Annotated in this window: 18 protein-coding genes, 1 tRNA gene, 3 rRNA genes and 1 riboswitch (1 of these 23 running past the window's edge); of the genes, 7 read left to right on the top strand and 15 right to left on the bottom strand. The window is 44.4% G+C overall.

Annotated elements, in window-relative coordinates:
- The 15 genes from K3F53_RS03535 to K3F53_RS03465 all read right to left on the bottom strand — a co-directional run.
- Positions 1 to 642 (bottom strand): 23S ribosomal RNA (locus K3F53_RS03535) (it extends 2,294 nt beyond the left edge of the window).
- Between the two features lie 152 nt (positions 643 to 794).
- Positions 795 to 909: ribosomal RNA gene (rrf, locus tag K3F53_RS03530) — 5S ribosomal RNA — on the bottom strand.
- 7 nt (positions 910 to 916) lie between these two features.
- Positions 917 to 992: transfer RNA gene (locus K3F53_RS03525), tRNA-Ala, on the bottom strand.
- Positions 993 to 1,128: 136 nt separating this feature from the next.
- Positions 1,129 to 2,669: ribosomal RNA gene (locus K3F53_RS03520) — 16S ribosomal RNA — on the bottom strand.
- The 16S, 23S and 5S rRNA genes sit together here with 1 tRNA gene alongside, the layout of an rRNA operon.
- Before the next feature lie 439 nt (positions 2,670 to 3,108).
- Entirely contained in the window at positions 3,109 to 3,660 is a 552-nt protein-coding gene (locus K3F53_RS03515) for a cob(I)yrinic acid a,c-diamide adenosyltransferase (RefSeq protein ID WP_057899783.1), read from the bottom strand.
- A 50-nt stretch (positions 3,661 to 3,710) separates the two neighbouring features.
- A complete protein-coding gene (locus K3F53_RS03510) occupies positions 3,711 to 4,664 on the bottom strand; it encodes a D-2-hydroxyacid dehydrogenase (protein WP_220559342.1) in 954 nt (317 codons plus the stop codon).
- 18 nt (positions 4,665 to 4,682) lie between these two features.
- Complete coding sequence (locus tag K3F53_RS03505; protein WP_057899785.1) at positions 4,683 to 5,447, bottom strand: class I SAM-dependent methyltransferase; 765 nt, start codon at positions 5,445 to 5,447, stop codon at positions 4,683 to 4,685.
- Positions 5,448 to 5,486: 39 nt separating this feature from the next.
- On the bottom strand, positions 5,487 to 5,960 hold the full coding sequence (bcp, locus tag K3F53_RS03500) for a thioredoxin-dependent thiol peroxidase (protein ID WP_057899786.1): 474 nt from the start codon (positions 5,958 to 5,960) through the stop codon (positions 5,487 to 5,489).
- A gap of 92 nt (positions 5,961 to 6,052) precedes the next feature.
- Positions 6,053 to 6,838: an ABC transporter permease gene (locus tag K3F53_RS03495; protein ID WP_057899787.1), complete on the bottom strand. Its 786-nt coding sequence runs from the start codon at positions 6,836 to 6,838 to the stop codon at positions 6,053 to 6,055.
- A 182-nt stretch (positions 6,839 to 7,020) separates the two neighbouring features.
- Positions 7,021 to 8,163 (bottom strand): S-layer homology domain-containing protein, encoded by a 1,143-nt coding sequence (locus tag K3F53_RS03490; RefSeq protein WP_162265047.1) that lies wholly within the window; start codon positions 8,161 to 8,163, stop codon positions 7,021 to 7,023.
- Between the two features lie 669 nt (positions 8,164 to 8,832).
- Positions 8,833 to 9,357: a hypothetical protein gene (locus tag K3F53_RS03485; protein WP_057899789.1), complete on the bottom strand. Its 525-nt coding sequence runs from the start codon at positions 9,355 to 9,357 to the stop codon at positions 8,833 to 8,835.
- Between the two features lie 460 nt (positions 9,358 to 9,817).
- Positions 9,818 to 11,008 carry an IS701 family transposase gene (locus K3F53_RS03480; protein WP_057899168.1) on the bottom strand — a complete coding sequence of 397 codons (1,191 nt, stop codon included), beginning with the start codon at positions 11,006 to 11,008 and terminating at the stop codon, positions 9,818 to 9,820.
- A 1,507-nt stretch (positions 11,009 to 12,515) separates the two neighbouring features.
- Positions 12,516 to 13,031 carry a CotY/CotZ family spore coat protein gene (locus K3F53_RS03475; protein WP_246615709.1) on the bottom strand — a complete coding sequence of 172 codons (516 nt, stop codon included), beginning with the start codon at positions 13,029 to 13,031 and terminating at the stop codon, positions 12,516 to 12,518.
- A 415-nt stretch (positions 13,032 to 13,446) separates the two neighbouring features.
- A complete protein-coding gene (locus K3F53_RS03470; protein WP_220559340.1) occupies positions 13,447 to 14,241 on the bottom strand; it encodes an ABC transporter permease in 795 nt (264 codons plus the stop codon).
- On the bottom strand, positions 14,234 to 15,241 hold the full coding sequence (locus K3F53_RS03465; protein WP_057899791.1) for an ABC transporter ATP-binding protein: 1,008 nt from the start codon (positions 15,239 to 15,241) through the stop codon (positions 14,234 to 14,236). The genes K3F53_RS03470 and K3F53_RS03465 overlap by 8 nt, the downstream gene beginning before the upstream one ends.
- Positions 15,242 to 15,373: 132 nt before the next feature.
- Here K3F53_RS03465 and K3F53_RS03460 point away from each other — a divergent pair, with 132 nt between their 5' ends.
- From K3F53_RS03460 to K3F53_RS03430, 7 genes are all read left to right on the top strand, one after another.
- The gene (locus K3F53_RS03460; protein ID WP_057899792.1) at positions 15,374 to 16,666 is read left to right on the top strand and encodes a glutamate-1-semialdehyde 2,1-aminomutase; all 1,293 of its coding nucleotides are present in this window, start codon (positions 15,374 to 15,376) and stop codon (positions 16,664 to 16,666) included.
- A gap of 489 nt (positions 16,667 to 17,155) precedes the next feature.
- Positions 17,156 to 21,649 carry a glutamate synthase-related protein gene (locus K3F53_RS03455; RefSeq protein WP_220559339.1) on the top strand — a complete coding sequence of 1,498 codons (4,494 nt, stop codon included), beginning with the start codon at positions 17,156 to 17,158 and terminating at the stop codon, positions 21,647 to 21,649.
- A 166-nt stretch (positions 21,650 to 21,815) separates the two neighbouring features.
- A complete protein-coding gene (locus K3F53_RS03450; RefSeq protein WP_057899794.1) occupies positions 21,816 to 22,883 on the top strand; it encodes an FUSC family protein in 1,068 nt (355 codons plus the stop codon).
- A gap of 60 nt (positions 22,884 to 22,943) precedes the next feature.
- Positions 22,944 to 23,062, top strand: a riboswitch (SAM riboswitch).
- 83 nt (positions 23,063 to 23,145) lie between these two features.
- Positions 23,146 to 24,342, top strand: a complete 1,197-nt coding sequence (locus tag K3F53_RS03445; protein ID WP_057899795.1) for a 2,3-diketo-5-methylthiopentyl-1-phosphate enolase — start codon at positions 23,146 to 23,148, stop codon at positions 24,340 to 24,342.
- 1 nt (position 24,343) lies between these two features.
- Entirely contained in the window at positions 24,344 to 25,024 is a 681-nt protein-coding gene (locus K3F53_RS03440; protein WP_057899796.1) for a 2-hydroxy-3-keto-5-methylthiopentenyl-1-phosphate phosphatase, read from the top strand.
- A complete protein-coding gene (locus K3F53_RS03435) occupies positions 25,021 to 25,728 on the top strand; it encodes a methylthioribulose 1-phosphate dehydratase (RefSeq protein ID WP_057899797.1) in 708 nt (235 codons plus the stop codon). The genes K3F53_RS03440 and K3F53_RS03435 overlap by 4 nt, the downstream gene beginning before the upstream one ends.
- A gap of 43 nt (positions 25,729 to 25,771) precedes the next feature.
- A complete protein-coding gene (locus K3F53_RS03430) occupies positions 25,772 to 26,308 on the top strand; it encodes a 1,2-dihydroxy-3-keto-5-methylthiopentene dioxygenase (protein ID WP_057899798.1) in 537 nt (178 codons plus the stop codon).
- The last annotated feature ends 153 nt before the right edge of the window (positions 26,309 to 26,461 follow it).

Here is a 26,461-nt window from a genome sequence, read left to right as displayed (position 1 = left end):
GCAACCGTAACTCGCCGGTTCATTCTACAAAAGGCACGCCGTCACACATAGACAGTGCTCCGACTAGTTGTAGGCACACGGTTTCAGGTTCTGTTTCACTCCCCTTCCGGGGTGCTTTTCACCTTTCCCTCACGGTACTGGTTCACTATCGGTCGCCAGGGAGTATTTAGCCTTGGGAGATGGTCCTCCCGGATTCAGACGGGGTTTCCCGTGTCCCGTCCTACTCAGGATCCACTCAGGAGAGGATGAAGTTTCGAGTACAGGGCTGTTACCTTCTATGGCTGACCTTTCCAGATCGATTCTTCTACCTCATCCTTTTGTAACTCCGTATAGAGTGTCCTACAACCCCGGAAGGCGAACCTTCCGGTTTGGGCTGTTCCCCGTTCGCTCGCCACTACTAAGGGAATCGCATTTGCTTTCTCTTCCTCAGGGTACTTAGATGTTTCAGTTCCCCTGGTGTGCCTCTCGCTGCCCTATGGATTCAGGCAGGAGTCCTTCCCCATTACGGGAAGTGGGTTTCCCCATTCGGACATCTCCGGATCAACGCTTGCTTACAGCTCCCCGAAGCGTTTCGTCGTTTGCCACGTCCTTCATCGGCTCCTGGCGCCAAGGCATCCACCGTGCGCCCTTCGTAGCTTAACCACATTGAAGGGTTTCTTTTATGGAATCCTTGTTTTGCGCGTGTTTCTTCTGTATCCAGTTTTCAAGGTACAACTTCTATGATGGGTTTAGAATGAGTACGTACTTTTTGTTTACAGGCAAAACTCACAAACAAAAAAGATACGTTCATTCCAGCCTGGCAACGTCCTACTCTCCCAGGGCATACGCCCAAGTACCATCGGCGCTGAAGGGCTTAACTTCTGTGTTCGGGATGGGAACAGGTGTGACCCCTTCGCTATCGTCACCAGACATCGTATGGTGGAGGCAAGCGGGATCGAACCGCTGACCTCCTGCTTGCAAGGCAGGCGCTCTCCCAGCTGAGCTATGCCCCCAGAATGCAAATGAAAACACCGACATTCCAACAAAACATTGTATGTTTTCATCGGTCGTCTTCATATTTTCTTTTTGTAGGAACGAAGTTCCTTCAAAACTGAACAGTGAATACTCGTGCGTGCCGAGACTCCGTAGAAAGGAGGTGATCCATCCGCACCTTCCGGTACGGATACCTTGTTACGACTTCACCCCAATCATCTGCCCCACCTTCGGCGGCTGGCTCCAGAAGGTTACCTCACCGACTTCGGGTGTTGCAAACTCTCGTGGTGTGACGGGCGGTGTGTACAAGACCCGGGAACGTATTCACCGCGGCATGCTGATCCGCGATTACTAGCGATTCCGGCTTCATGCAGGCGAGTTGCAGCCTGCAATCCGAACTGAGAACGGTTTTTAGGGATTGGCTCACCCTCGCGGGTTGGCACGCCCGTTGTACCGTCCATTGTAGCACGTGTGTAGCCCAGGACATAAGGGGCATGATGATTTGACGTCATCCCCACCTTCCTCCGTCTTGTCGACGGCAGTCTCCTTAGAGTGCCCAACTGAATGCTGGCAACAAAGGACAAGGGTTGCGCTCGTTGCGGGACTTAACCCAACATCTCACGACACGAGCTGACGACAACCATGCACCACCTGTCACCGCTGTCCCGAAGGAAGCCTCCATCTCTGGAGGGGTCAGCGGGATGTCAAGCCCTGGTAAGGTTCTTCGCGTTGCTTCGAATTAAACCACATGCTCCACCGCTTGTGCGGGTCCCCGTCAATTCCTTTGAGTTTCAGCCTTGCGGCCGTACTCCCCAGGCGGAGTGCTTATTGCGTTAGCTGCGGCACTGAGGAGGTGAACTCCCCAACACCTAGCACTCATCGTTTACGGCGTGGACTACCAGGGTATCTAATCCTGTTTGCTCCCCACGCTTTCGCGCCTCAGCGTCAGTTACAGGCCAGAGAGCCGCCTTCGCCACTGGTGTTCCTCCACATCTCTACGCATTTCACCGCTACACGTGGAATTCCGCTCTCCTCTCCTGCACTCAAGCTCCCCAGTTTCAGATGGCCCTCCACGGTTGAGCCGTGGGCTTTCACACCTGACTTAAGAAGCCGCCTGCGCGCGCTTTACGCCCAATAATTCCGGACAACGCTTGCCCCCTACGTATTACCGCGGCTGCTGGCACGTAGTTAGCCGGGGCTTTCTCGTCAGGTACCGTCAGACCGGGAGGTCATCCCGGCGGTTCTTCCCTGACAACAGAGTTTTACGATCCGAAGACCTTCCTCACTCACGCGGCGTTGCTCCGTCAGACTTTCGTCCATTGCGGAAGATTCCCTACTGCTGCCTCCCGTAGGAGTCTGGGCCGTGTCTCAGTCCCAGTGTGGCCGTTCACCCTCTCAGGTCGGCTACGCATCGTCGCCTTGGTAGGCCGTTACCCCACCAACTAGCTAATGCGCCGCAGGCCCATCTGTACGCGGCTCAAAGGCCTTTCCATGCCGAACCATGCGGTTCGGCATCCTATCCGGTATTAGCTCCGGTTTCCCGGAGTTATCCCGGTCGTACAGGCAGGTTGCCTACGTGTTACTCACCCGTCCGCCGCTAACCTCAGGAATGCAAGCACTCCATCGGTTCGCTCGACTTGCATGTATTAGGCACGCCGCCAGCGTTCGTCCTGAGCCAGGATCAAACTCTCCAAAAAAGTTGAAGATTGATACGCAAGCTCGTAAGCTAGCTCATAAAGTAAAGAATGTTTTTCGGGCCCCATAAAAGTGCCTGAAATCAACTTTGAAGCTGACCTTCACTTTCATGGGATATTTACCTCGCACACAAACGAGTGTCACTGTTCAGTTTTCAAGGAATTTCTTTTTCATTGCCACCGCGTTTCAGCGGCGACTTTTTAAATATATCACATTTAAATATAAAGAACAAGAGGTTTTTTATGCTAATTTCTCTTTGTTTTCAAAAAAGCTGATTGCTCTAAAACAACAAGTCACCACAAACAATATTGGAAAAAGAAATGTTTTTGAAATACAAGTGAATATTATTTTGTCACACACCTACATTAAAAGCAATACCCAAATCATAAAAAAATATAAGCGGCCCCTATATTGCAACGAGGCCGCACTTTTAGCCTGTATTTAATTTTCATGAAGGGGGGGTTCCGTTTTTCCTAACTTATGATTTACATAACGTGCCGCAACAAATAAAAAATCCGAAAGGCGATTTAGATAACGGATAACAATAGGATTAACTTCTAACTGTTCTCGAACCAAAATCGCTTTACGTTCCGCCCGGCGCACAACGGTTCGTGCCAAGTGAAGGGAAGCCCCAGCCTGTGAGCCGCCGGGCAAAACAAAATTTTTTAGTACAGGGAGCTCAGCATCCCATTTGTCAATCATCTTCTCGAGTAATTCTACATCCTCTTCTTCAATTTTCCAGCTTACCTCTTTTCCTGCTGGAGTCGCAAGCTCTGCCCCAATATGAAACAACTTTGTCTGAACAACATGAAAAACCGAAAAAAACTCTTCCCATTCTTTTCCTTGCGGCATGTATGACAATGCCACCCCAATTGCCGAGTTCGCTTCGTCACATGTTCCGTAGGCTTCCACACGTGCATCATATTTTGGCACGCGAACCCCATATAGCAAACTAGTGTCGCCTTTATCTCCGGATTTGGTATAAATTTTCATACCTTTCCCTCCCACCATTCTATCCGCTTCAAAAAGTAAGGCAAAACGAGCTAATAGCCGCGCCGGCAATCAACTACATTAATCATCTCTTCCTTTGCTTTTTTGTCATAAGCAGCAAGGTTATGATGAAAAATTTCCAGAGCACGTTCCATATATAGAGGCGAGCGTCCAGAAATATGAGGAGTTACCAGACAATTTTCTAGTTGCCAAAAAAGTGAAGCTTCTGGGAGCGGCTCCTCGGAAAATACATCAAGCACCGCCATTTTCAGCTTACCTGCACGCAAGTGTGCGCTCAGTGCTTCTTCATCGATAACCGCTCCGCGCGCAATATTAATCAACACCGCACTCTCTTTCATCATTTCCAGTTCTTCTTTACCAATAAGGTGGCGCGTCTCCTCTGTTAACGGTACGATGACCACGATATAATCACAGCGCGGGAGTACTTTATCCAATTCCTTTTGAGTATACATTTCGTCACAAGCATGTTTGGGCGTACCACTCTTTGTAACCCCGATTACCTTCATACCGAATACTTGGGCCCGGCGTGCAATTTCCTCCCCTATTGCTCCCACGCCAAGAATCCCGAGCGTCTTTCCGTATAGTTCTTCCACACGTATGCTGCGATCCCAATTGTTATCTCGTTGATTTTTATACAACTCATTCGTTCTACGCGCCACCTGTAGCATTACACCAAATGTATATTCCGCCATCGGAATTTTGTGAATTCCCCTTGCATTTGTAACCAGAATACCTCTCTGCCCAATAACAGACAAAGGCATCAAATCCATCCCTGCGCTCAATACTTGAATCCATTTTAAGCTCCGCATCTCGCATATGTTATCCGGCGTTACATCTTCTCCGTACGTAACCAGTACGTCCGTATTCTTGACTTCCTGTTCCGCTTCTTTTATAGAAGCGAAAAAGAAGAAATTGTGATGGGGAAACATAGACTTTAGCTTCTCCTGATGGCGTTGGCTCATCTTTGCCGTAGATACCACCTTCATCCGCATCCCTCCTCCAGGCTATATTTTTTTTGCAACAAGAATTAGCTCTGTGCTCTTCGACTCAAATGGTTCTTTATAAAAGTTTCCATACCGACCTATTACACTGAATCCTGCCAGCCGAAGCAAATGATGGAGCTCAGCCGGAAAAATATAGCGAATATGAAAAGGGGTGACCACACGCTGTACTACAATCCCATTTCGATCCGTTCGTTCATATTGCCGTATAACTTCAGCGATTTGCTGAAAATGGTCATAACGGGTATAATCCCAGACGACCAAACGATCTTCACTTCCTGGAATACTATAGATACCGCGCGTCGAGCTTTTCTCATCTTCTTCATATAAATGCTTAATCTGAGGTACAAACACGTTCAGTGCTAATATTCCGCCTTCAACAAGATGTTTTCTCACCTGCCGCAGCGCTGCCATCTGGTCTTTTATGGACAACAAATGCAAGAACGAGCGATAAGGAATCATAATTAAAGAAAAAGTCCGCCCTAATTCAAATGTGCGCATATCGCTATGTACAAATTTGATTTTATCGCTTACCCGGGCCATTTTCGCTTTCGCCCGTGCTTTTTCAAGCATTCTTTCACATGCATCGATACCTACGACTTCCACGTCTTTCAGCGCCATCGGAATGGAAATGCGCCCGGTGCCACATGCTAAATCGACAACCGGTCCTTTCACCTCAAGAGCAAGCTCCGTATAAAACTCTACATCATGTTCCAGACCGGTGGAGATAATATCGTAATAATCCGTCCACTCGTAAGCCAAGCTCATATTCTGCGTTTCACCTTTCTTTATGATCTCCGACGCTGATTACTGCAAATTTTCCGAGATAAACGCAAGAGCTTCATCCACATGGCCGTCTACTTTTACTTTCCGGTATTCCTTCACCAGTCGGCCTTCTTTATCGATAATAAATGTGGAACGTTCAATTCCCATGTATTCTTTACCAAAATTTTTCTTAAGCTTATATACGCCATACAGCTTAGACACTTCCGCTTCCGTATCGCTCAGCAGCAGGAATGGAAGGTTGTACTTTTTGATAAACTTCTCATGGGAAGTCAAATCATCCGTGCTTACCCCGAGAATGACTGTATCTTTTGCGGTAAACTCATCCGCTTTATCGCGAAAATCACACGATTCCCTAGTGCAGCCTGGTGTATTGTCTTTCGGATAAAAATAAAGCACTACATTTTTGCCGCGAAAATCGTGCAGTGAAACATTTTTCCCGTTGCTTGCCGGCAGCGTAAAATCCGGTGCTGCTTGTCCAATTGCTACGTTTGCCATACTATATACTCCTCCATTCTGTAATAATAAATCCTTTTCTCATCTTACCAACTTTTCAGTCATAACACAAAGAAAAGAGCCGGCTCCTTATTTCAGGAACCAGCTCCCCGATAATGCTTCACACCGAAATTCCATACCATAACCCCCATGCAAAAAAATCCCCAACCTATTACAGGAGTAAGCAAAGTGTACATATAATATTCTTCTCGTTTCAAAAAGTACGCGGCTGGATAAATACCAACAAACGCAAATGGCAAAATCCATGTCAGCAGAAAGCGGATCACTTTATTGTATATATTAATTGGATAGCGGCCATAGTTTTGGATATTCCAAATCATTGGCGAAATGCCCGTTTTTGAATCAGAGAAAAAGCCGATAGCAGCAATAGCCGTATATACGCCGCCATACACAAGAACGGCGGAAATAACAAGTAAAATAAAGACGAACGGGTCATACCATGCGATATCGAGCTTCATATTCATACCGGCGTAAAGCATAATCACAATTCCCGTTACCGCTCCTGCCAGCGACTGCGGATCCATCGTCTCCAGCATAACCTGGAACAGGTTATGCGCCGGGCGAGTCAACACCCTGTCCATCTCTCCCTTAATAATGTACTTCTCCTGAAAATCCCATAAATTAAAAAAAGTAGAGAAGACCGCATACGGCACTAGAAAAAAACCATAAATAAAAATAATCTCGTCGCGCGTCCAACCTTTCAAAAGCGTCGTATGTTGAAATACAACAAGAATAAAAATAAGATTGGTCGCCTGAAACACAAAATCCGAAACAATCCCGTTTATAAAATCCATCCGATATGTCAAACGTGTCTTAAAATACTGTTTAAGATAATCCCAAAACATCGAAAGATAAAACATCCTCCGTCCTCCTTGCCTACGACACTGTACCAAGGTGACTGTCCTCAGTCTCTTTTCCACATTCCATGGTATGCTTTTTACCCTAAAAGTCAATACGAATAAGGCGCTAAAGCAAAGCAGACAAACGAACAGCAAAAAACGAAGCGCCTGAGTTGCCCTGTTTTATCGTATGGTCTCTGAATTTATGATTGTGTCTCCAGCACGGATAACATTTTTTTCGTTACCAAAAGAGGTACATCGGAAGTATATACTCTCCATTCATTCATCATCGGTCCTTTCTTAAGCATGACCATTCCCTTCACATGTTGCACACTTTGCAACTCTTCTCCATCTTTCACTGCTTTCAAGCGATATGTTAAGCCATTCACTTCCACGACAGCAATGCGGTTCCATTTCCCGATAACCTGGGCCTCCAATTTGCCTTCACAGGTAATTTGTACCGTATACCCCTCTTCTTTGAGTTTTTGTAGTACAGCAACTGTTAAATCGTGCGTTGCTTTTCGGTAGCCTGTGTAATGCTTCGCTCCAATCTCTTTTAGGCTCGCAATATCTAAAGCCTGGAACGCGCGTTCTTCCTTCTCATTTGCCGTCCGTACCACCTCAAGCAACGTTTTATCAGAAGCTACCGCATTTTCCTCAAGGTATAGAGCATGGGAGAGCATAACCATCGCTTCGGCGCGTGTCGCATATTCAAACGGTTTAAAATATCCGCCCGGATATCCATTGATAATTTTTACTGAACTTGCTTTGGCTACTTCCCGGCTAGCCCAATATCCTTGTCCGACATCTTTAAAATGTTTTGCTTTCGTTTCATCAAACGCAACAGTGTAAGCAAAAGCTCGTGTGATAAGCGCAGCAATTTCACCTCGCGTAATATACCGGTTCGGACCGAATACCGTCCGGCCTACCCCCTTTACAATTCCGAGCGAACTTGCAATATTCACCGGCTCATAATACCATTCGTTCGGTTCAATATCTGAAAAGCTTATTGGGTCTTGTTCTTTATTTTTCTGCAACCCCAGTGTATTCACAAGTAAAGCAACAAACTCGGCACGGGTCACTCTTTTATCAGGTTGGATGGTTACTTGCCCCTCTCGATCCACATATCCTTTTACAATGTCCGCATGAATTAAATCATATAATGTATCAGCCGCCCAATGCTTATTAATATCCTCGGGTAGATAACTATTTACCGCTTTTATTTCCTCAATTTGATGATCGGTTGCCGCCAGTATTAGTTGACCTGGAGTAATCGCAAACGCTCCAATGAGCGTAGCAAGAGCAAGCATAAGCTTCAATCCGAAGTTTCCGACCTGTCGTTTCAACGCTTTTCTCCATTCCTTTCTTTGACATTCTATGAAAAACTGTATAATAAAGCGAATCATTTCCTTACTACCAATTTACATAATAAGCTGGAACAAGCCTTGACATTGTACTCTGGTACTCCAGAAATTATTTTAAGATATCCTTTGACCTGGAACCATAGTCATATTTTAGTAATCAATCTGAAATGATGTTCTTATAAATTCAATTTTAATCGCATTATTCATTGTGCAGCAATAACTAAAGGATGTTAAATAAATATTTTCGTAATTACTCTCCATAATTAACGTTAAATTTGCAAGTATCAAGACCTCTTGGAACTGTTAAACAAGGGGAATTTGCATTTCAACATCTGAATTTTCCTGTATCTGTTCATTCCGATGAAATTGAAATTGATATATATTGGCAGGATGAAAGTAAAATAGCTAAAGTAGGCGGTTTATTGTATCACGAAGTTATTTCATGGGTAGTGGTACAGAGGCTCCGACGATTACTACAGGAATCGTTCCAGTAAATATTGATGCTTTACGGCAGTTGATCGGCAAACAAGAAAAGTATTTCCTAATAAGCAATAAATACAAATTCCCCCCAGTTGATAGTGATGAACCTCTCCCTTCTACGCTAAAACTTAGAAGATAGGAGACGGTATGCTGCAACTAGGGGGAATCTGATTATTTATAAATCTTATTTAAACGCTTGATTTCTTGATCGAACGCATACGCTTTTTGCTTAAATATTTTATGTTTCTGTTCCATTTTTTTAATGGTTACTTCTGGGTCCTCATCCTCGTTTTCAAAAGGAGAGAAGCTTTCTATGTTTGCCTCAATAGCCGCTACAAAAAGGCTGTGAGCTTTATTGAATTTAGCCGGAACATCCTGAGGTCGATATTTTAACGCTTGATGCATTGTTTTTTCCCAAGCATCTATTTTGTTCTCTACAATCTTAACAAATTGTTCTTCGTCATATTTGTCGACTTCAAAGAAGAACTTCAATAAATCCTCCGTTTGTGTACGCAGTTTGTATAATACAGCACTGTGGTGTTGTATATATGACTTGTCTGCTTTTGTGTAATATTGCTGTTTCTGGTTAGTAGATTTTTTTGGTGCAGCACCAACGTGCGAAGGTGCTAATGCGACCGGTGCAGTAAGAGAAAGAGACAAAGTTAATGATAAAGCCAGTTTCAATGTTTTCTTCACAAATCTATACCCCCTTTTTATTCAACCATACCATTATATAACTATAAATATATAATTTGGTAGTCTTTTTTAAAAAATTTTAAAGAAAAATTTTACTTAGTAAGTATGAACCTCCCCCACTTACCATAGGTTGAAGTGGGGGTTTCTGAACGATCCACCTCAGCAGAACAGGCGATCAGCGGGTTAAAGAAATACAAAAAACAAAAAGCCATAAGTTAAATTGACTGCTAACGAACAGCAAGTGTTAAACATTATCAAACATTAGCTTAAATGGATATTATAGAGTAGAGCTGCTAGTAGTAATAGTCAGTTCCCAGCCGCTAGCGATACTGCCTGTTGCTCTAACAACATCATCAATAACAAAAAGTCTCCATATGCCGTTTGGATTCGTAAAGTTATAAACTAGACTTGCCCAAAATTTGATACAAAATTTACCATGTAGAAAGAACCGAAGGTTCTCCTAGGCAGCTTGTAACTGATTTTTTATCAAATCCAGCTGCGTTCCTGCCTTTGCTTCATAGTAAACAAATTCGATCCAACTCTCTGTCTTTTTGTTTTGCCAACTTCGTAGTCCTGTTAAGATATCACCGTGTCCTGTTACACTGCAGAACATGGCTGTAAAAGAAAGCAATGTCCAAAACCGCTTAATTGCAACGGTACTACGTATTTGATAACCGTTAAAGGAAAAGTTGCTTTTCATGGTACGAAAATAAGTCTCAATCGCCCAACGTTTACTGTAGTACGTTAGAATTTGCTCATTAGATAAGGAAACGTCTGTACTTAAGAATGCCCGCATAGTTTGGAGAGTCATTGGCTGGGTCGCATCCCAACACAGTAGTACCACAGCATTTTCAATGAAATTTAGCTTGCCTTCATAACGATAGACGTGATAAGAAGCGTGACCGACGGTCACAAGGTCGGTATCTTCTTTATGGATGTGCGAGGCAAATTCCTTTATTGACTGCCGAATACCATATGGATAAATAATACGATTGGTTTTTATACCGCTAATGACGTGAAATCCAGATAAAGCGCAGGTTTCGAGTACAGATTGAGCAGGATACCATGTATCCATAAGAACATAAGTAGAAAAAGAACTTTTTGGCACCATAGAAAGCAGTTCACATGCAATATCAATTTTGCTGTTTTGCTCTGATTCGTATCGGCTAAACGCATAAGGGAATGCTTTTTCACCACATCGAATGAATTCCTGAACTACTGCATGCCCCCATACTGACTTACCTTCGGTATGGGAATAGTGAAAATCTGTTCCTTGCATAGGGGACAATGCCTGTGACGAGGGCTTTGTCTTTCTACAGACCGTATCATCGATAATAACGAAAATCGGCTCTTGTGTATGTTTCGCTTCCCTCTTGATGCTCTCCCATGATTGTTGCTGAATTATACGCATCAAATGCTGCTCATTCCACTTCCCATGAGTAAGAAAATGGCTCAGTGTCCGTCGGTCTTGTGAATGGCAGCTTTCACGATGGATATCGGTTAACGTTCCAGAAAAACCTCTGGTCATCACACCATCGAGAAAATGAACCATATGGTTCATTACCGGCTTAGAAAAATAAAGTGGGAAACGCCAGGTACGTAAAATATTGTTGATTTCCTGTTGATGTGCTACCCTATACGTAAGAGGCATATAGTCTTCTCCTTTGCGTAAAAGTGGTTGGTGGTACTTCTATTTTTACACAGGGTGAAGAGATATGTCTCTTTTCTATTCAATTGTAAATTTGTGTAAGTGTTTTTGGGCAACTACAGTTATAAAGAAAACTTTTTTTATATTTTCTACATAGTATCAATAAATATAAAAACCTCTTCCTTAGAGTAAAGAAGAGGATAAAGGAAATGATTTAATTGACTAGACTATATGTTATTCCCTTAATAGGGAAAGGCACTAACAAAAAGAAAGAATCTTGAGATTGAACGAGAAAACTAATTTAACAGCAAATACAGCCAGATACGTCTAAGTTTCCACTAAAACTACATTCGCCACCACCCGTACTACATTGAACAGATATACTCGTTACTAAATCAACCGTCAATGAAGTCTCTATATCTGGTGCAATCACTTGTGTAATCGGAGTTGGATTATTTTGACGCGCTACAATCAACGTCACAGGACACGTACCAAAGTTTCCAATATCGATTGTTACAGTAGGAAGGCTTGCTGTAAATGCTTCATATACTGTTATCGTAGATCCATCACATATTCCGGTATGAAAGAAACTACTAAAGTGAGTGAAAACATCGCATCGTTTCTCTATGTTTGATGTGGGACATGAGATTACAGGAGTACCTGGTCTGCACATCTTTTTCATACTATTCACCTACTTTCTTATAATCATTACGTTTGTCTGTTTATAATTGTCAGCTTCATTCATATATTTTTTATTAGATGATATATATTGCCGAAGTGCTAATTAGCCCCTTTTGCAGAACAGTTAATCTAGCAACAAATGCAGCCGGATACATCTAAACCTACGAAAAATTCACATGTGCCGCCAGGTGTATTACTACATTGAACAGATATGTTGGTTACCAAATTAACCGTCAATGAAATTTGTCTATCGGGCGGAACAACTCGTATAATTGGATCTGGACTATTTTGATGTTGTACGATCAATGTCACGGGACAACTCCCAAAGTTATCAATATCAAGTGTCACAGTAGGAAAACGCTCTGTAAATACTTGATATATTGGAATTATTGCACCGTCACAACCCCTAGAAATAAACACGCTAGGAAAGTGAGTAAAAACAGTACATCTATTTGCCATAATCGCTCACCTGCTTTCATATATCATTTCATTTAGTTATCTACTGATAGTTTATTCACATATTTTAAAAATGATATATCCTATCTTACTTATAAGAAACCCAATTTTAAGCTTAATGTCTAATAACATTGATTCAGCAACTGATTTTATCTATCAATAGTAATAAAAGTCCCGCCATCCAGATAATCGAACAGCGGGGTTCCTTGTCATTTACGCTTTGTCGTTTGTTTCCATGCTTGATGAGCAAAAATTGCCGCACCAGCAGCGGCGATTCTTCCTGTTGGCAAAATTAAAAACCCCCCGAACTTTCCCGGAAGGTTTCTAACCGATCCCCACGCCCCTCATATTAAACATAATATATATAAAGTTTTTATTTTCCTGTTTGACGACGTCTAGCAGCAATACCAATGTTTCCATTATTTATAATAAGAGATGGATCGAGGCAGTTAACTTGGCAAAAGCAATTCAAATCGACATTAACGCAAATTCCTGTTCTCGTTAATTCAGTAACATTACAGACAGCATTTATTGGAAGACAACAAATAGCGCCAGCGCCAGCTAATAAATCTACATTTGGTTGCAGCAATTCAAGTACCGCACAGCAATTATTATCAACACTTACGACTGTAAAGAAAGGTGTAACAAAGCAGTCTCCTGGCGCTGTTCCTGAACCTCCACCGATATTACCAAATGCAAAATGAAGGGTACCAGCTGTATTAGTCAGAATAAATGGAATCACACCATCATTACCATTATTAGGAAAACAACCTGATGTACACGCTGCTTTTTGCTTAGGTATAAGTTGACGTAATACCTTGCAAACGCAATTTACAGTGAACTTAACTTGTCCAAGAGTCCCAACATTTCCACAACATCCATTTATCATTCCCACAAACATCATCTCCTTTTCTATAGTTTATGAATAAGATGTAAGCGAGGAATGGACGAGTTTACATGGAATAATGTGGATTTTCTTATTTGTTTTATGAATATATAATTTAATTTCAATCCGGTCTTCTGAAAGTCTTTCACCCAGCATGCAATACCGGCCCCGAATTCCATGCAAAATGGAAACAGAATAGCCGCTTTCCCTTCCGTGGCTACAATGTTCTGTTATCCTTCATCCTATGCTGTCGCTTGCTTACGAAAACATAAAGCTGTACAGTCAAAAAGAATGTAAAATCCGCTTTAACAGACTAAAGTTGGTCAAAATGTGGTCATTTACCTATTTTTAAGAAAAAAAAAGAAGAGAGAACCCCTTATATATCAAGCATCTTCTCTCTTCAACGCAAAACATTTTATTATCCGCCTTGAATAATCACATTCTTGCAGGCACGCCACCACATAAACCAGATCGGCAGCAGCAACCCGAACATCCAAGCTATCTGTATGAGCAAGGCCGAATAAATCTTCTCTCCTTGCATCGCTTCGGTAAATATCATCCCCGGCAAATAACTGATCGCCTGAAACGGCATAAACTTTAAAATCTCCTGCGCCCATCCCGGATAAAAACTGATGGGCAAAATCAATCCGGAAAACAAGTCGACAATTACGCGCTTGGCACGCATAATTCCTTCGTTATTATAGAAAAAGAAAGTCATAAGTCCGGTAATTAAATTGATTTGTGTGTTAATAACGAAACTTATCAGCAAGCTTAGCGTATACCAGCCCCATATCTCTGGATTATCTGGATAATCAATAGGAAAAATAAGGCTAATCACCAGCATGCCGGGCACCGAGAAGAAGAGAAGGCGGAATATTCCCTCTCCAAATCCTTGCATTAATTTAACTGTTAAATAATTATACGGACGAATCATTTCAATAGCTACTTTTCCCTCTTTAATATCGAGCGCCATTTCCCGGTCAATATTGTTAAAATAAAATGCGCGTGCCATCCAACTGATGGCCACGTACGTCACCATTTGCTGTGCGCTAAATCCACCCATTGTTGACTGACCGCCATAAATGGCATTCCAAAGAAAATAATACGCGCCAATGTTTATGCTATAGACAATAATCCCGCTATAATAATTTACGCGATACGCCAGCATCGTCAAAAATCGGATGCGGATAATCTCCGCGTACATACTAAGCATGGATAATACCCTCTTGATAAATTTTGCGGACAATTTCCTCCGTGCTTACCGCCTCGACGGAAATATCCTTTACTTCATAGCGGGAAATAATACGCGCAAGCAAATCAGACACAGCCAAATCCTCTTCCTCAAACACGGCCCGGAAACGCAAATCGTTTTCTTTTTGCCACGTTACAGGAAGCGAGCCCATCAACCTTTTCAATTCATTCAAATCGGCAGGCTTGGTAAATTCAATCATGACTTTCTTCTCGTTTCCCCATGTTGTACGCAATTCATTCAATCCGCCATCATAAATAATCTTTCCATTATCCAGCATAATCACCCTGGAAGACAATGCTTCAATATCAGATAAGTCATGCGTTGTAAGCAAAATGGTCGTACCATACTTCTGGTTAATTTCTTTTAAAAACTCCCGTATTTTCAGCTTTACGAGCACATCAAGCCCGATGGTCGGCTCATCCAAGAACAGAAGCGGCGGATTGTGGATCAATGCGGCCGCCAATTCGCAACGCATGCGCTGGCCGAGGCTCAACTTACGCACAGGCTTAGTGAGAAGCTCCTCTATCTCTAACACTTCAATCACATGTCCCATATGGCGCTTATATTCTTCATCTGATAATCGATACACTTTTTTCAGGAGCGTAAACGATTCTTGTACCGCGATGTCCCACCACAATTGGCTGCGCTGGCCAAACACTACACCAATAGTACGGACAAACTTCTCCCTGTCCCGGTGCGGATCCATGCCATTTACCCGCAAATAACCAGATGTCGGCATCAGAATTCCGGTCAGCATCTTAATTGTGGTCGATTTGCCCGCACCATTCTCTCCAATGTATCCCACAATCTCACCGGGTGCAATTTCAAGGTCGATATGATCAACCGCACGCAGTGTTTTGTACTGGCGGTTGAACAAATCACGGAATGCTCCAGCCAAACCGGGACGACTTATATACGATTTAAACTCTTTGGTAAGTCCTTTGGCTTCAATTCGCAACATGTATCTTCCCTCCGTTTTTGTTCCACTAGCTATCATACATCTTTCACAACAAGTTTTCATCATATGATAAAGTAATAGAGACGTAAAGTATTTTTATGACCAGTCATATTTACAAATCAGGGGGAATGAACAGTGGATTTTACGCGTTCTGAACAATTATACCAGGAAGCGCTTGACGTGATTGTTGGGGGCGTAAACAGCCCGTCCCGTGCATTTAAAGCGGTGGGCGGCGGCGCTCCGATCACGATGGCAAAAGCCCAGGGAGCTTATTTCTGGGATGTGGACGGAAATAGATACATAGACTTCCTAGCCGCATACGGCCCTATCATTACCGGACATGCCCATCCACACATTACAGAAGCGATCATTTCCGCTGCCAAAAACGGAGTACTTTATGGCACGCCCACTCCATGGGAAACGATGTTTGCCCGGAAAATTCGCGAAGCAATCCCGTCCATGGAAAAAATCCGCTTTAACAATTCCGGGACAGAAGCGGTAATGACATGCATCCGTGTGGCACGCGCGTATACGGGGCGAAGCAAAATCATGAAATTCGCCGGCTGCTACCACGGCCATTCGGACTTGGTGCTCGTCGCCGCGGGTTCCGGCCCTTCCACACTCGGTATTCCTGACAGCGCGGGTATCCCGCAATCAATTGCTGACGAGGTCATCACCGTTCCGTATAACAACATCGACGCCTTTACCCAAGCAATGGAGAAATGGGGTGATCAGGTCGCTGGTGTACTGGTAGAACCAATCGTTGGCAACTTCGGCATTGTAGCGCCGGAAAAAGGGTTTCTTGAAGAAATAAATCGAATTGCTCATGAAGCGGGAGCGCTCGTTATTTACGACGAGGTGATTACAGGATTTCGCTTTACATATGGCGGAGCGCAAAACCTGCTCGGTGTCGAGCCAGATCTGACCGCGCTTGGAAAAATTATTGGCGGCGGTCTTCCCATTGGCGCATATGGCGGCCGTAAAGAAATTATGGAGCAGGTCGCTCCGCTCGGACCGGCGTACCAAGCGGGTACGCATGCCGGCAACCCTGCTTCCATGCAGGCGGGCATCGCATGCCTCGAAGTCTTGGAGCAACCAGGTGTTTACGAAGAATTGCACCGCTTGGGCAAACTGCTAGGTGACGGGCTAAAAGAAGCGGCTAATGAAGCCGGCATCCCTGTAACGATTAACCGTGTAGTGGGGGCGCTTGCTATGTATTTTACAGACAAGCCAGTAAAAAATTACGATGACGCCAAAGCGTCTGACGATAAAATGTTTGCCCGTTTCTTCCGCGCTATTCTTGAAGAAGGGATCTGCATCGCTCCTTCTAAATATGAAGCATGGTTTATTACAACAGCGCATACAGAAGACGACATTCGTTATACGATCGAAGCGGCCAAAAAATCTTTCATAAAAATACTTAAATAAGAATAAATATTCAATTCATTTTCACATAAGGGGTGCAATTAAATTTTGCACCCCTTATATTTACACAAATATTATTACGAACCCACATCCCTGTCAAATAATATAACATTCATGAAATATATCATCATCAATTTGATATTTTTAGAAAAATGCACACCTGCATCCGAATAATAATATAATTTTAATCATATAAAATTCGTTATTAAACTATTATCATTTATATTCTAAATTATTAAAATTGTTATAGAAACAAAAATAAAAACGCTTTCAAATGAATATTTAACCATTTTATTATTGTCGTTAAACAAAATTCATGATATTCTATACTTACTTTTCCGACATTTCTGTTTTATTTTTGATTTATTTAACTGTTCATTCAAGATTTTATTTTTTTGGAAGGCTCAATAAATATATAAAGAAAAACCGCCTTTCCAATGTGAGAGAATTTTGTTTATTAGGAGGTGAAGGTCAGTTTAGCTGACCGAAACGATGAAGAGAGCAGATTTCGGTAATTTCCGCAATCATCTGGCAGAAGAGCACGACAGCTGTGGCATCATTGCTATCATTGAAAAGAACGGAAAACCTAACCGCGATAATATTTCCAAAATTATCGACGGTCTTATAAAAATGGAACATCGTTCGGGCTTCATTGACGGTGAAGGCGACGGATGCGGTATTTTAAGCGACATCCCGCGTGACCTCTGGGCGAAAAAGCTGGCTGATGCTGGAAAGCCTGCTGAACTGGCCTACTCTCCCTCTTTTGCTGTCGGCCACATTTTTATTCCGACAAAAGGGCATAACGTTCATAGCGTAATGGAAAATATCCGTAGCATGTTTACAAAAGCGAACCTTGTCATTGAACTCGAACAAATAAACAATGTCAACAGTGAAGTGCTGGGTAAGAACGGTCGGGCTGATGAACCCGTCTTCTGGCAGCTTGCCTGCAAATACACAGGCAATTATGTAATTGAAAAAGAGTTGTTCGAGCTTTTAATCGCGATCGAGAAAAAACATAACGTTCATGTCGCTTCTCTAAGCAACCACTCAGCTTCTTATAAAGTAATGGGAGCAGCCAACATTCTGCCCCAATACTTTCAAGATATTCAACAACCGGAATTCGCTTCGTCCGTCACTGTGGGACACAATCGTTATTCAACCAATACGCTATCTAATTTCTTCCGCGTGCAGCCGTTCACCATCATCGGCCACAACGGGGAAATTAATACGATTCGTAAACTGGAAGACGAAGGAGAAATGCTCGGTGTCGATCTGGTTGAAGGCGGCAGTGACTCGCAAAACATGAACCGCGCTATCGAAACATTAATACATCGCTACGATTTGTCACTGTTCGAAGCAATGGAAATGGTTTTTCCACCGATTATTAACGAAATGAAAAGCTTGCGTCCAGAACTGCAAGACTTGTATGTATATTACCGTCAAACATGGGGTCATTATGCACAGGGGCCGGCGGGCATCGTATCTCGTTATGCAAACGAATGTGTATTCAGCGTAGATGCGCTCGGTCTGCGCCCGCTCTGGATGGTGGAAAGCGAAGCATCGCTTTACTTCTCCTCCGAGCAAGGTGTTATACCGGTATATGAAATGGTAAGCGAACCAAAAGCGCTGGCTCCTGGAGAAAAAGTCGGCGTTCAGCTTAATCCGGGTCAACCAATTACAGTCGTTCCACACCATGAACTGCAAAACATCGTGTTGGAGCGCTCCAGTAAACGCATGGACTTCACCGGATTCCGCAACCAGCTTTCCTTCTCACAAGTGAAAGCTGCTAAAACGCCTTACGAAGATATTGAGACGGTTACCAATCAACAATACGCTGCTTATGGCTGGGAAAGAGAACACATTCAACTGGCGGAGCAAATGGCGTCTAGCGGCGCAGAACCAATCCGCTCTCTCGGCCACGATGCCCCGCTTGCAGCCATTGCCGAAGCACGACAAAATATTACCGACTTTATTAAAGAAAGTGTGGCCGTCGTAACCAATCCGGCCATCGATCGCGAACGAGAAATGGAACATTTTTCTACACGCACTGTGCTTGGCGGACGCCCGGGATTGTTCCCACAGGAAGGCAAAGCAACCGCTGCGCTAGAACTTCCATCACCTTTACTTTTTGAAGGTAAAGCGTTACAGGAATTAGCCGGTAAACTAAATACTGTGTCGCTTGAGCAGCTTCTCGAACACTTTGGTACGGACGCACATGTGCTTCCTGTTTATTTCACACGAGAAGAAAGCATTCCCCAAGCGCTGGAACGCATTGCAAAAAGTGCAGTAGACGCCGTGAAAAATGGAGCCCGTATCCTGCTATTCGATGACAGCATGGCGCACCGGGACGGACGTTACTGGATCGATCCGCATCTCGTTATCTCTAAAGCAGATCGCGCACTTAAAGAGGCTGGCGCAAAAGGAAACGGCAACTTGCGCCGCCAAGCAAGCATCATTATGCGCTCAGGAGCCCTGCGCAACCTTCATGATTTGGCGGTAGCATTCGGATTGGGTGCAGATGCCGTAGCGCCATATCTTCTATTCACAACGGTATTCTTAAAAGACAGAGAACATTCCGTTGAAAATCTATATCATGCGTTAAACAAAGGTTTGGAGAAAGTGATCTCCACCATCGGCATTCATGAGCTCCGCGGCTACGCTCGTCTCTTCTCTTCCATCGGGCTTAACAGCGAAGTCGCCGAAGTTCTCGGTATCGTAAACTTCTGCGGCAGCGATAAAGCTGGCACCTCGTTCGCAGAACTCGAAGCTGATAGTAAAGCTCGCTATGAAGATTGGAACAACGAGCAAGCAAAGCCGGCGAAAATTTTCCATATGTGGCCACGCATCTGGAAGTCAATCGGCGAAGTGGCATCTGGAAGCCTGCCTTATACTGAGTTTGCCAACAAACTATTGGAGCAGGAGCGTGAAAATCCGCTGTCTATCCGCCATCTGGCTGACTTCGATACATCCAAGGCAAACAAAGAAGTATCGCCGGAACAAGTTGATATCTCTATCGGGGATCACAGCCTGCCATTTCTGATTTCATCAATGTCGTTCGGTTCACAGAACGAAGTCGCATTCCGCGCTTATGCAGAAGCGGCCGAGCAATTAAATATGATTAGCCTGAACGGCGAAGGCGGGGAAATCAAAGATATGCTCGGAAAATATCGGAAAACCCGCGGCATGCAGGTGGCATCTGGACGCTTCGGCGTTAATGTAGAACTGGCCAATTCGTCCAACCTGCTTGAAATTAAAATCGGTCAAGGCGCAAAGCCAGGCGAAGGTGGTCATTTACCGGGCAAAAAAGTAACGGCAAAAGTTGCTGCCGCGCGTAACGCGACACTGGGTTCTGACCTTATCTCTCCTTCGAATAACCACGATATTTATTCGATTGAGGATCTAGCGCAAATCATTACTGAATTGAAAACCGCCAACAGCGAAGCAAAAGTGTGCGTAAAAGTTCCCGTTGTACCGAACATCGGAACGATCTCTGTTGGTATTGCCAAAGCCGGTGCGGACTACATTACATTGAGCGGATTTGATGGTGGCACCGGCGCGGCGCGTGTGCATGCATTACAACACGTAGGGCTTCCAGTGGAGATTGGGGTCAAAGCTGCCCATACGGCATTAATCGAAGCAGGACTGCGTGATAAAGTCGAATTATGGGCCGATGGCGGAATAAAAAGCGGTCACGATGTGGTAAAAATGATCCTTCTGGGTGCAAACCGAATCGGTTTTGGCACGCTGGCCATGCTGGCAGTCGGATGTACGACATGTCGCGGTTGCCATCTTGATACGTGCCATGTAGGTATCGCTACGCAAATCGAATCGGTGGAAGAAGCAAAAGAACACGGACTGCGCCGCTTCGTACCACGCATATTCGACGTAGCAGTCGATAACTTGAAGCGTCTATTCACCGCACTCGGCGAAGAAGTAAAACGCATCACCGCTGAGCTAGGCTTTGAACGTTTACAAGATATGGTTGGACGCGCGGATTTACTTGTGCAAACGCGCGGATTAAACAAAATGGATCTATCCGCTCTTCTTACGAGCGCTCCGTTCCCACTTCTAAAATCCGAACGCGTGGAGTCGAAAGTATTGGTGGCCGTTGGTGCGGAGACGTATGAAGCATCGGATCAATACGCGTCTCCATATGCACCGATTAACGAAACATTTACGAACGTGCTCAGCGATCAACGCGTGCTCGGCAGTCGTTATTCCGGTGCCCGCGTAAAACCGTATCTTGACGGCAGCTATGTGAATTTGCCTGAAGTTTCGCTTACTTTCGATAGAGGAAGCGTGCCAGGCAACGGTCTTGCCGCCTTTAATGCGGAAGGCGTCTTCATCCGCGTGCATGGTGGAGCACAAGACGGCGTCGGTAAGACTGGATTTGGCGGACGCGTCGCAATTATGAAATCGCCGAACGCGAATCGTCAATTTATTAACGGTTCCGTAGGCAAAAGCTTCTGTTACGGAGCACAAAAAGGCCTATATATTGTGCAAGGCAATGCGGACGCACGCGCCTGCATCCGCCTCTCTGGAGCCGACGTAGTCATCGGCGGCGAATTGCAAGAGCCAATTAACGATCGCTTGGGTGGCATTGGCGCGCGAGCTAATATTAAAGGATTCGCCTTTGAATATATGACAAACGGACGTGCGATCGTACTGGGCGATCCAGGACCGTGGATTTGCTCCGGTATGACCGGTGGTGTCGTATACCTGCGCGTTCAGCCAGAAATGGGGCTTGATCAGGCTGCGCTTGAACGCCGTATTGCTAAAGCGGCTAAAGTCTCCTTGAAACCGCTTGATGCAAAAGGCAAAGAAGATGTCGCCTACCTGCTTGGTGAATATATAACCGAACTTAAAGCAAGCGGCCAACAGGATAAAGCCGCCAGCATCCAGAATTTAATTGATAACGCTGAACAGCACTTTATCATGGTATCTCCTGTGAAAGAGCAGGCCGACCCATCTATCGCAACAGAATAACATGATTTGCACGCATAATTTTCACCTGCAACTCCCATTTGTGCAGCGTGATTACCACCTATACCGGCAACCGCCCTCCTCCCAGGGGCGGTTGCTTTTTCTTGTTGCTTTTTTAAAGAAGCATGGTAATATACAGTATTAGCATAAGATACTATCTGGAGGGACTATGCGCGTCGGAGCACGTATTTTAAAAACGGCAATCGCTCTTATTCTGGCGTTGCTTGTCTGTCAATGGTTCAACCTAGAACCTCCCATTTTTGCGGCCATCGCTGCTACATTAAGCATTCAACCAACCGTGTACCGCACGCTGAAACATCTAAAAGAACAGATGGAGGCCAACATCATCGGAGCGGCGCTCGGAGTAACGGCGACATATTTTCTTGGAGCGGAACCTTTGATCGTTGGAATCGTCGTCATGCTGGTCATCATGATTAACCTTCATCTGAAACTGGAAAGCAGCTTGGTTTTAAGCGTACTTACGGTTATCGCCGTAATGGAAACGTCAAGCGGAAATTATCTGTATTTCGCCAGCAACCGCTTTTTGCTTACTATTGTTGGCATTTTCTCCGCGGCGCTGGTCAATGCGCTCTTCATTCCGCCACACTATGAGCGAAAACTGTTTAAGGAAATTTCCGAAACCGGAGAAAAATTCTCCGTGCTCATGCGAACGCTCATTCATAACGAAATGGAAGAGAAAGCTTTTCGGGAGGAAAAAGAAAAAATTAAAAAAGGCTTTAAGAACATTGAACAGCTTTATGACTTGTACACGGAGGAAGTTACAAAGCTAAGAAAAGTCACATACTCCAGCCAAAAAAGACGGGTAATTCTCAAACAAATGATTACCGTGTTATATAAAGAAATGGATATGCTGCGTACATTCGAGCGTCATATCTATTCCTCTTTTAAGCCTGGTCACCATTTGTTCCCACTGATTCAAAACCAGCTGGAGGCGCTGACAGAATGCCATAAAAATATCCTGATGACATACGACGGGATTTTAAAACCGCGGGAAGATTGGCACTTGCCAATAGAAGTTATCGAGAAAAACAACCTGCTACTGCATGAATTTATGGCATTATATCCTGAAGTAAAAAGCACACCGCAAAAAGAAGACGACGGACAGTGGCGCCATCTTTTCCCGGTGGTAGCGGAAATACTGGAATACGCCAACCAACTTGAACATCTCAACAAGCTAGTGCACGCTTTTTGTCACCACCAGGGGGAAGAAGAATAAAACCTATTGACATACTGACAATTTACAATTATTATTAGACACAGACAATTGAATTGAGTCATCTTATCACGAGAAGGCTGAGGGACTGGCCCAATGAAGCCCGGCAACCTGCTTTTACGTTGAAAAAAGCAAGGTGCTAATTCCTGCAGGATGAACCGTTTCATTCTGAAAGATAAGATCGTGAGTTTGTAATTCGTATGAACGGATCGCTCTCTTTCTTTCAGAAAGAGAGCTTTTTGTTTTCCTTAGAAAGGATGAAGAAATGATGAGCGAGTATATTACTGTCAGTTATTTAATCGAAGCAAAAAATTTACATAAAAAAGCAGAAAGCATTGCTGTTGGCATGACTGTCGGCAGTTGGACCGACCTGCCGCTTGCCCGCCAGGAATTGTTAGCCCCATATCTTGGCACCACGGGCAACGTAACGATTATGGAAGAACGAAATGGACTACAAAAAGGCATCATTTCTATCCGGTATCCTGTCGGCAATATTACTCCGGATATTCCGGCACTGCTAACAACTGTCTTCGGCAAATTATCTATGGACGGAAAGATTAAACTGCTTGATATCGACTTTCCTCCTTCCCTATTGAAGCAATTCCCCGGACCGAAATTCGGAATCGCTGGTGTACGAGAATTGTTAGGTGTTCATGATCGTCCACTCTTAATGAGTATTTTCAAATCTTGTCTCGGCCTTCCGCTCGGCGAACTGGAAACGCAATTCGCCGCTCAAGTTGAGGGCGGTGTCGATTTAGTAAAAGACGATGAAATTTTCTTCGTGGATGACAAAGCGCCGCTTGCGAACCGTCTGACCGCTTACAACCGCATCATTGAAGCGTCCGGGCGTACCGTGCTGTACGCGGTCAACCTGACCGGGCCGGTTCACCAGCTGGTGGACAAAGCAAAATACGCGATTGAAAAAGGAGCCAACTGTTTACTCTTAAACGTATTGCCTTACGGCTTTGACATTCTACATCGCTTGGCGGCTGACCCGGATATTAATGTGCCGCTCATGGCACATCCGGCAATGGCGGGAGCATTCTACGCATCAGATGAATACGGAATCGCGTCTCCTCTTCTGCTTGGCAAACTGATGCGGCTCGCCGGAGCGGATATGATTTTGTATCCTTCGCCGTACGGTTCAGTGGCACTAAAGCAAAGCGAAGCGCTAGCAATCGCGGAACATGCTCGCATATCCAATGATGTTCATAAATCCTCCTTCCCAGTGCCATCCGCCGGCATCCATCCAGGACTGGTCGGCAAACTGTATGATGACTTCGGCATGGATGTAATTGTAAACGCGGGCGGGGGTATACATGGCCATCCAGGTGGCGCGGCCGATGGAGCACGTGCGTTCCGCGCTGCCATCAACACGGTGGTGCAAGGCAAAACGCTCGCCGAGGGAGCAAAAGTAAGCAAGCCGCTTGCCATAGCGCTCGAAAAATGGGGAGGGGCATAATATGGAGAAGCAAATTGTTATTTTTTGCGATTTTGACGGTACGATTACCGAAAAAGACAATATCATCAATATTATGCAACATTTCGTCCCTGAAGAGCAGTGGAAACCGATTGTAGACGACATTTTTGCGAAAAAACGGAGCTTGCGCAACGGAGTATACGCCCTATTTCAACTCGTTCCTAGCTCGCTCCGCCGCGAAATTACGGACTTTGTGCTAAGCCGCGCGCGTATCCGTGACGGCTTCGGCGAGTTCGTCGATTACTGCCATAAACAAAATATTAAGTTACTGGTAACAAGCAATGGTATTGATTTTTTTATCGAACCGCTTCTTTCACCTTATGCAAAAAAAATCGATACAATTTATTGCAACAAAAGCAATTTTTCCGGCGAAAACGTAGAGATTATCTACCCATATCCGTGTGACGAACACTGCAACGTCGACTGCGGAATGTGCAAGACAACGATCATCCGCAAATATAAAAGCGAAAAATATTTCAAGGTTGTCATCGGAGATAGCATTACCGACCTAGAAGGCGCGAAAATCACAGACACCGTAATCGCCCGCTCTTATCTCGCTGAAAAATGCCAAGAACTCGGCATTAAATATAAAACATTTTCCACATTCCACGACTGTATCGAGGCTTTAGATCATCTTATACGACGAACGGAGGTTACACAATGAGCGCGTACACTCATGAAATTCGCCAGCAAGTCTTTCAACAGTTGGATCAGGTAAAGCTCGCGTTTGCTGCCAGGGGCTGGTTCCCTGGCACAAGCGGCAACCTGTCTATCAAAATCAGTTCCGCCCCGTTATTGGTTGCGGTAACAGCAAGCGGAAAAGATAAAACGGTCTGCACCCCGCACGATTATCTGGTGGTGGACGAAAATAGCAAACCATATGAAGCAACAACTCTGAAGCCGTCTGCTGAAACTCAAATTCACACAGCAATCTATCGCAATATTCCGGAAATAGGTGCCGTATTCCATGTGCATACCGTTCCCAACAATATCGTATCCGAACTATACGGTAATCAAGGATACGTGACGCTGCGTAATCAAGAGCTCATTAAAGGATTGGGTATCTGGGAAGAAGGCGCAGAAATTCAAATTCCGATCGTAGAAAATTACGCCAATATTCCGCGTCTGGCCAAAGAAGTGGAACGCGTACTTAATCCGCAGGTACCAGGTGTGCTTATCCGCAATCACGGCATTTACGCATGGGGTAAAAATGATTTTGAAGCCAAACGTCATCTTGAAGCTTTTGAATTTCTGTTCGCTTATCATCTGCAATGGCTTCAAGTGCAGCATATTGCCGTACAACTTGCGGAACAACATGCTATTCAACCGCACAATCCGCTGACATACCGAACCGCCGGTCAGCTATAATTTACAAACAATAAAACGAATATTCGGAAGAGAGGGAAAAATAATGGCTTATATCACATTTTTAGACACAAAACAACAAATCGTAAAAGGCAACGAAGTGAAAGAATTTTTGAGTACACAGGATGTTATTTACGAAAAGTGGAGCGTTGACCGTCTGGATGAGAATTTGAAGAAAAACTACTCGCTTACCGCTGAAGAAAAACAGCAAATTATCGAAGCATTCCGCGCGGAAATTGATGATTTAAGCGCACGCCGCGGCTATAAAACGGAAGACATTGTTGTTCTGTCCGACGCGACACCAAATCTGGATGCGCTGCTCGACAAATTTAAAGAAGAACACCATCACACGGATGACGAAGTCCGCTTCTGCGTTGACGGACACGGCATTTTCACGCTGAAAGGCAAAGACGGACGTTACTTCGACATAGTTATGGAACCGGGCGATTTAATTTCCGTTCCCGCATACACCCGCCACTGGTTTACGCTTTGCGAGGACCGGAAAATCAAATGCATCCGTATTTTTGTGACTCCGGCCGGATGGGAAGCGATTTATGAAGAAAACGAAGTACCAGCAAATTAATTCTTTTATACTCGTATGCTAGCGTTTGTTGCCGCTCGTCCTTTTTCCACGTAGAGGGTGTTGCAAAACTTCATTATTAAATTTAACCTTTACCATTCAGCGATTATTAGTTTTACAACACCATCATTAACTTAATGGGTTTGTGGTTAAACC

Origin of the sequence: Aneurinibacillus thermoaerophilus (genome assembly GCF_019603355.1) — a bacterium.
In the GTDB taxonomy this organism is placed as follows: Bacteria; Bacillota; Bacilli; order Aneurinibacillales; family Aneurinibacillaceae; genus Aneurinibacillus; species Aneurinibacillus thermoaerophilus.
The sequence above is the reverse complement of the archived record's forward strand: the minus strand, read 5'-3'. Positions and strand labels throughout refer to the sequence as shown.

Coding starts and splice junctions, on each gene's coding strand:
- K3F53_RS03515 (WP_057899783.1), bottom strand. CDS start 3,660: ATGAAAATTTATACCAAATCCGGAGATAAAGGCGACACTAGTTTGCTA.
- K3F53_RS03510 (WP_220559342.1), bottom strand. CDS start 4,664: ATGAAGGTGGTATCTACGGCAAAGATGAGCCAACGCCATCAGGAGAAG.
- K3F53_RS03505 (WP_057899785.1), bottom strand. CDS start 5,447: ATGAGCTTGGCTTACGAGTGGACGGATTATTACGATATTATCTCCACC.
- bcp (WP_057899786.1), bottom strand. CDS start 5,960: ATGGCAAACGTAGCAATTGGACAAGCAGCACCGGATTTTACGCTGCCG.
- K3F53_RS03495 (WP_057899787.1), bottom strand. CDS start 6,838: ATGTTTTATCTTTCGATGTTTTGGGATTATCTTAAACAGTATTTTAAG.
- K3F53_RS03480 (WP_057899168.1), bottom strand. CDS start 11,008: ATGCCTCTTACGTATAGGGTAGCACATCAACAGGAAATCAACAATATT.
- K3F53_RS03475 (WP_246615709.1), bottom strand. CDS start 13,031: ATGATAAATGGATGTTGTGGAAATGTTGGGACTCTTGGACAAGTTAAG.
- K3F53_RS03470 (WP_220559340.1), bottom strand. CDS start 14,241: ATGCTTAGTATGTACGCGGAGATTATCCGCATCCGATTTTTGACGATG.
- K3F53_RS03465 (WP_057899791.1), bottom strand. CDS start 15,241: ATGTTGCGAATTGAAGCCAAAGGACTTACCAAAGAGTTTAAATCGTAT.
- K3F53_RS03455 (WP_220559339.1), top strand. CDS start 17,156: ATGAAGAGAGCAGATTTCGGTAATTTCCGCAATCATCTGGCAGAAGAG.
- K3F53_RS03450 (WP_057899794.1), top strand. CDS start 21,816: ATGCGCGTCGGAGCACGTATTTTAAAAACGGCAATCGCTCTTATTCTG.
- K3F53_RS03445 (WP_057899795.1), top strand. CDS start 23,146: ATGATGAGCGAGTATATTACTGTCAGTTATTTAATCGAAGCAAAAAAT.
- K3F53_RS03440 (WP_057899796.1), top strand. CDS start 24,344: ATGGAGAAGCAAATTGTTATTTTTTGCGATTTTGACGGTACGATTACC.
- K3F53_RS03435 (WP_057899797.1), top strand. CDS start 25,021: ATGAGCGCGTACACTCATGAAATTCGCCAGCAAGTCTTTCAACAGTTG.
- K3F53_RS03430 (WP_057899798.1), top strand. CDS start 25,772: ATGGCTTATATCACATTTTTAGACACAAAACAACAAATCGTAAAAGGC.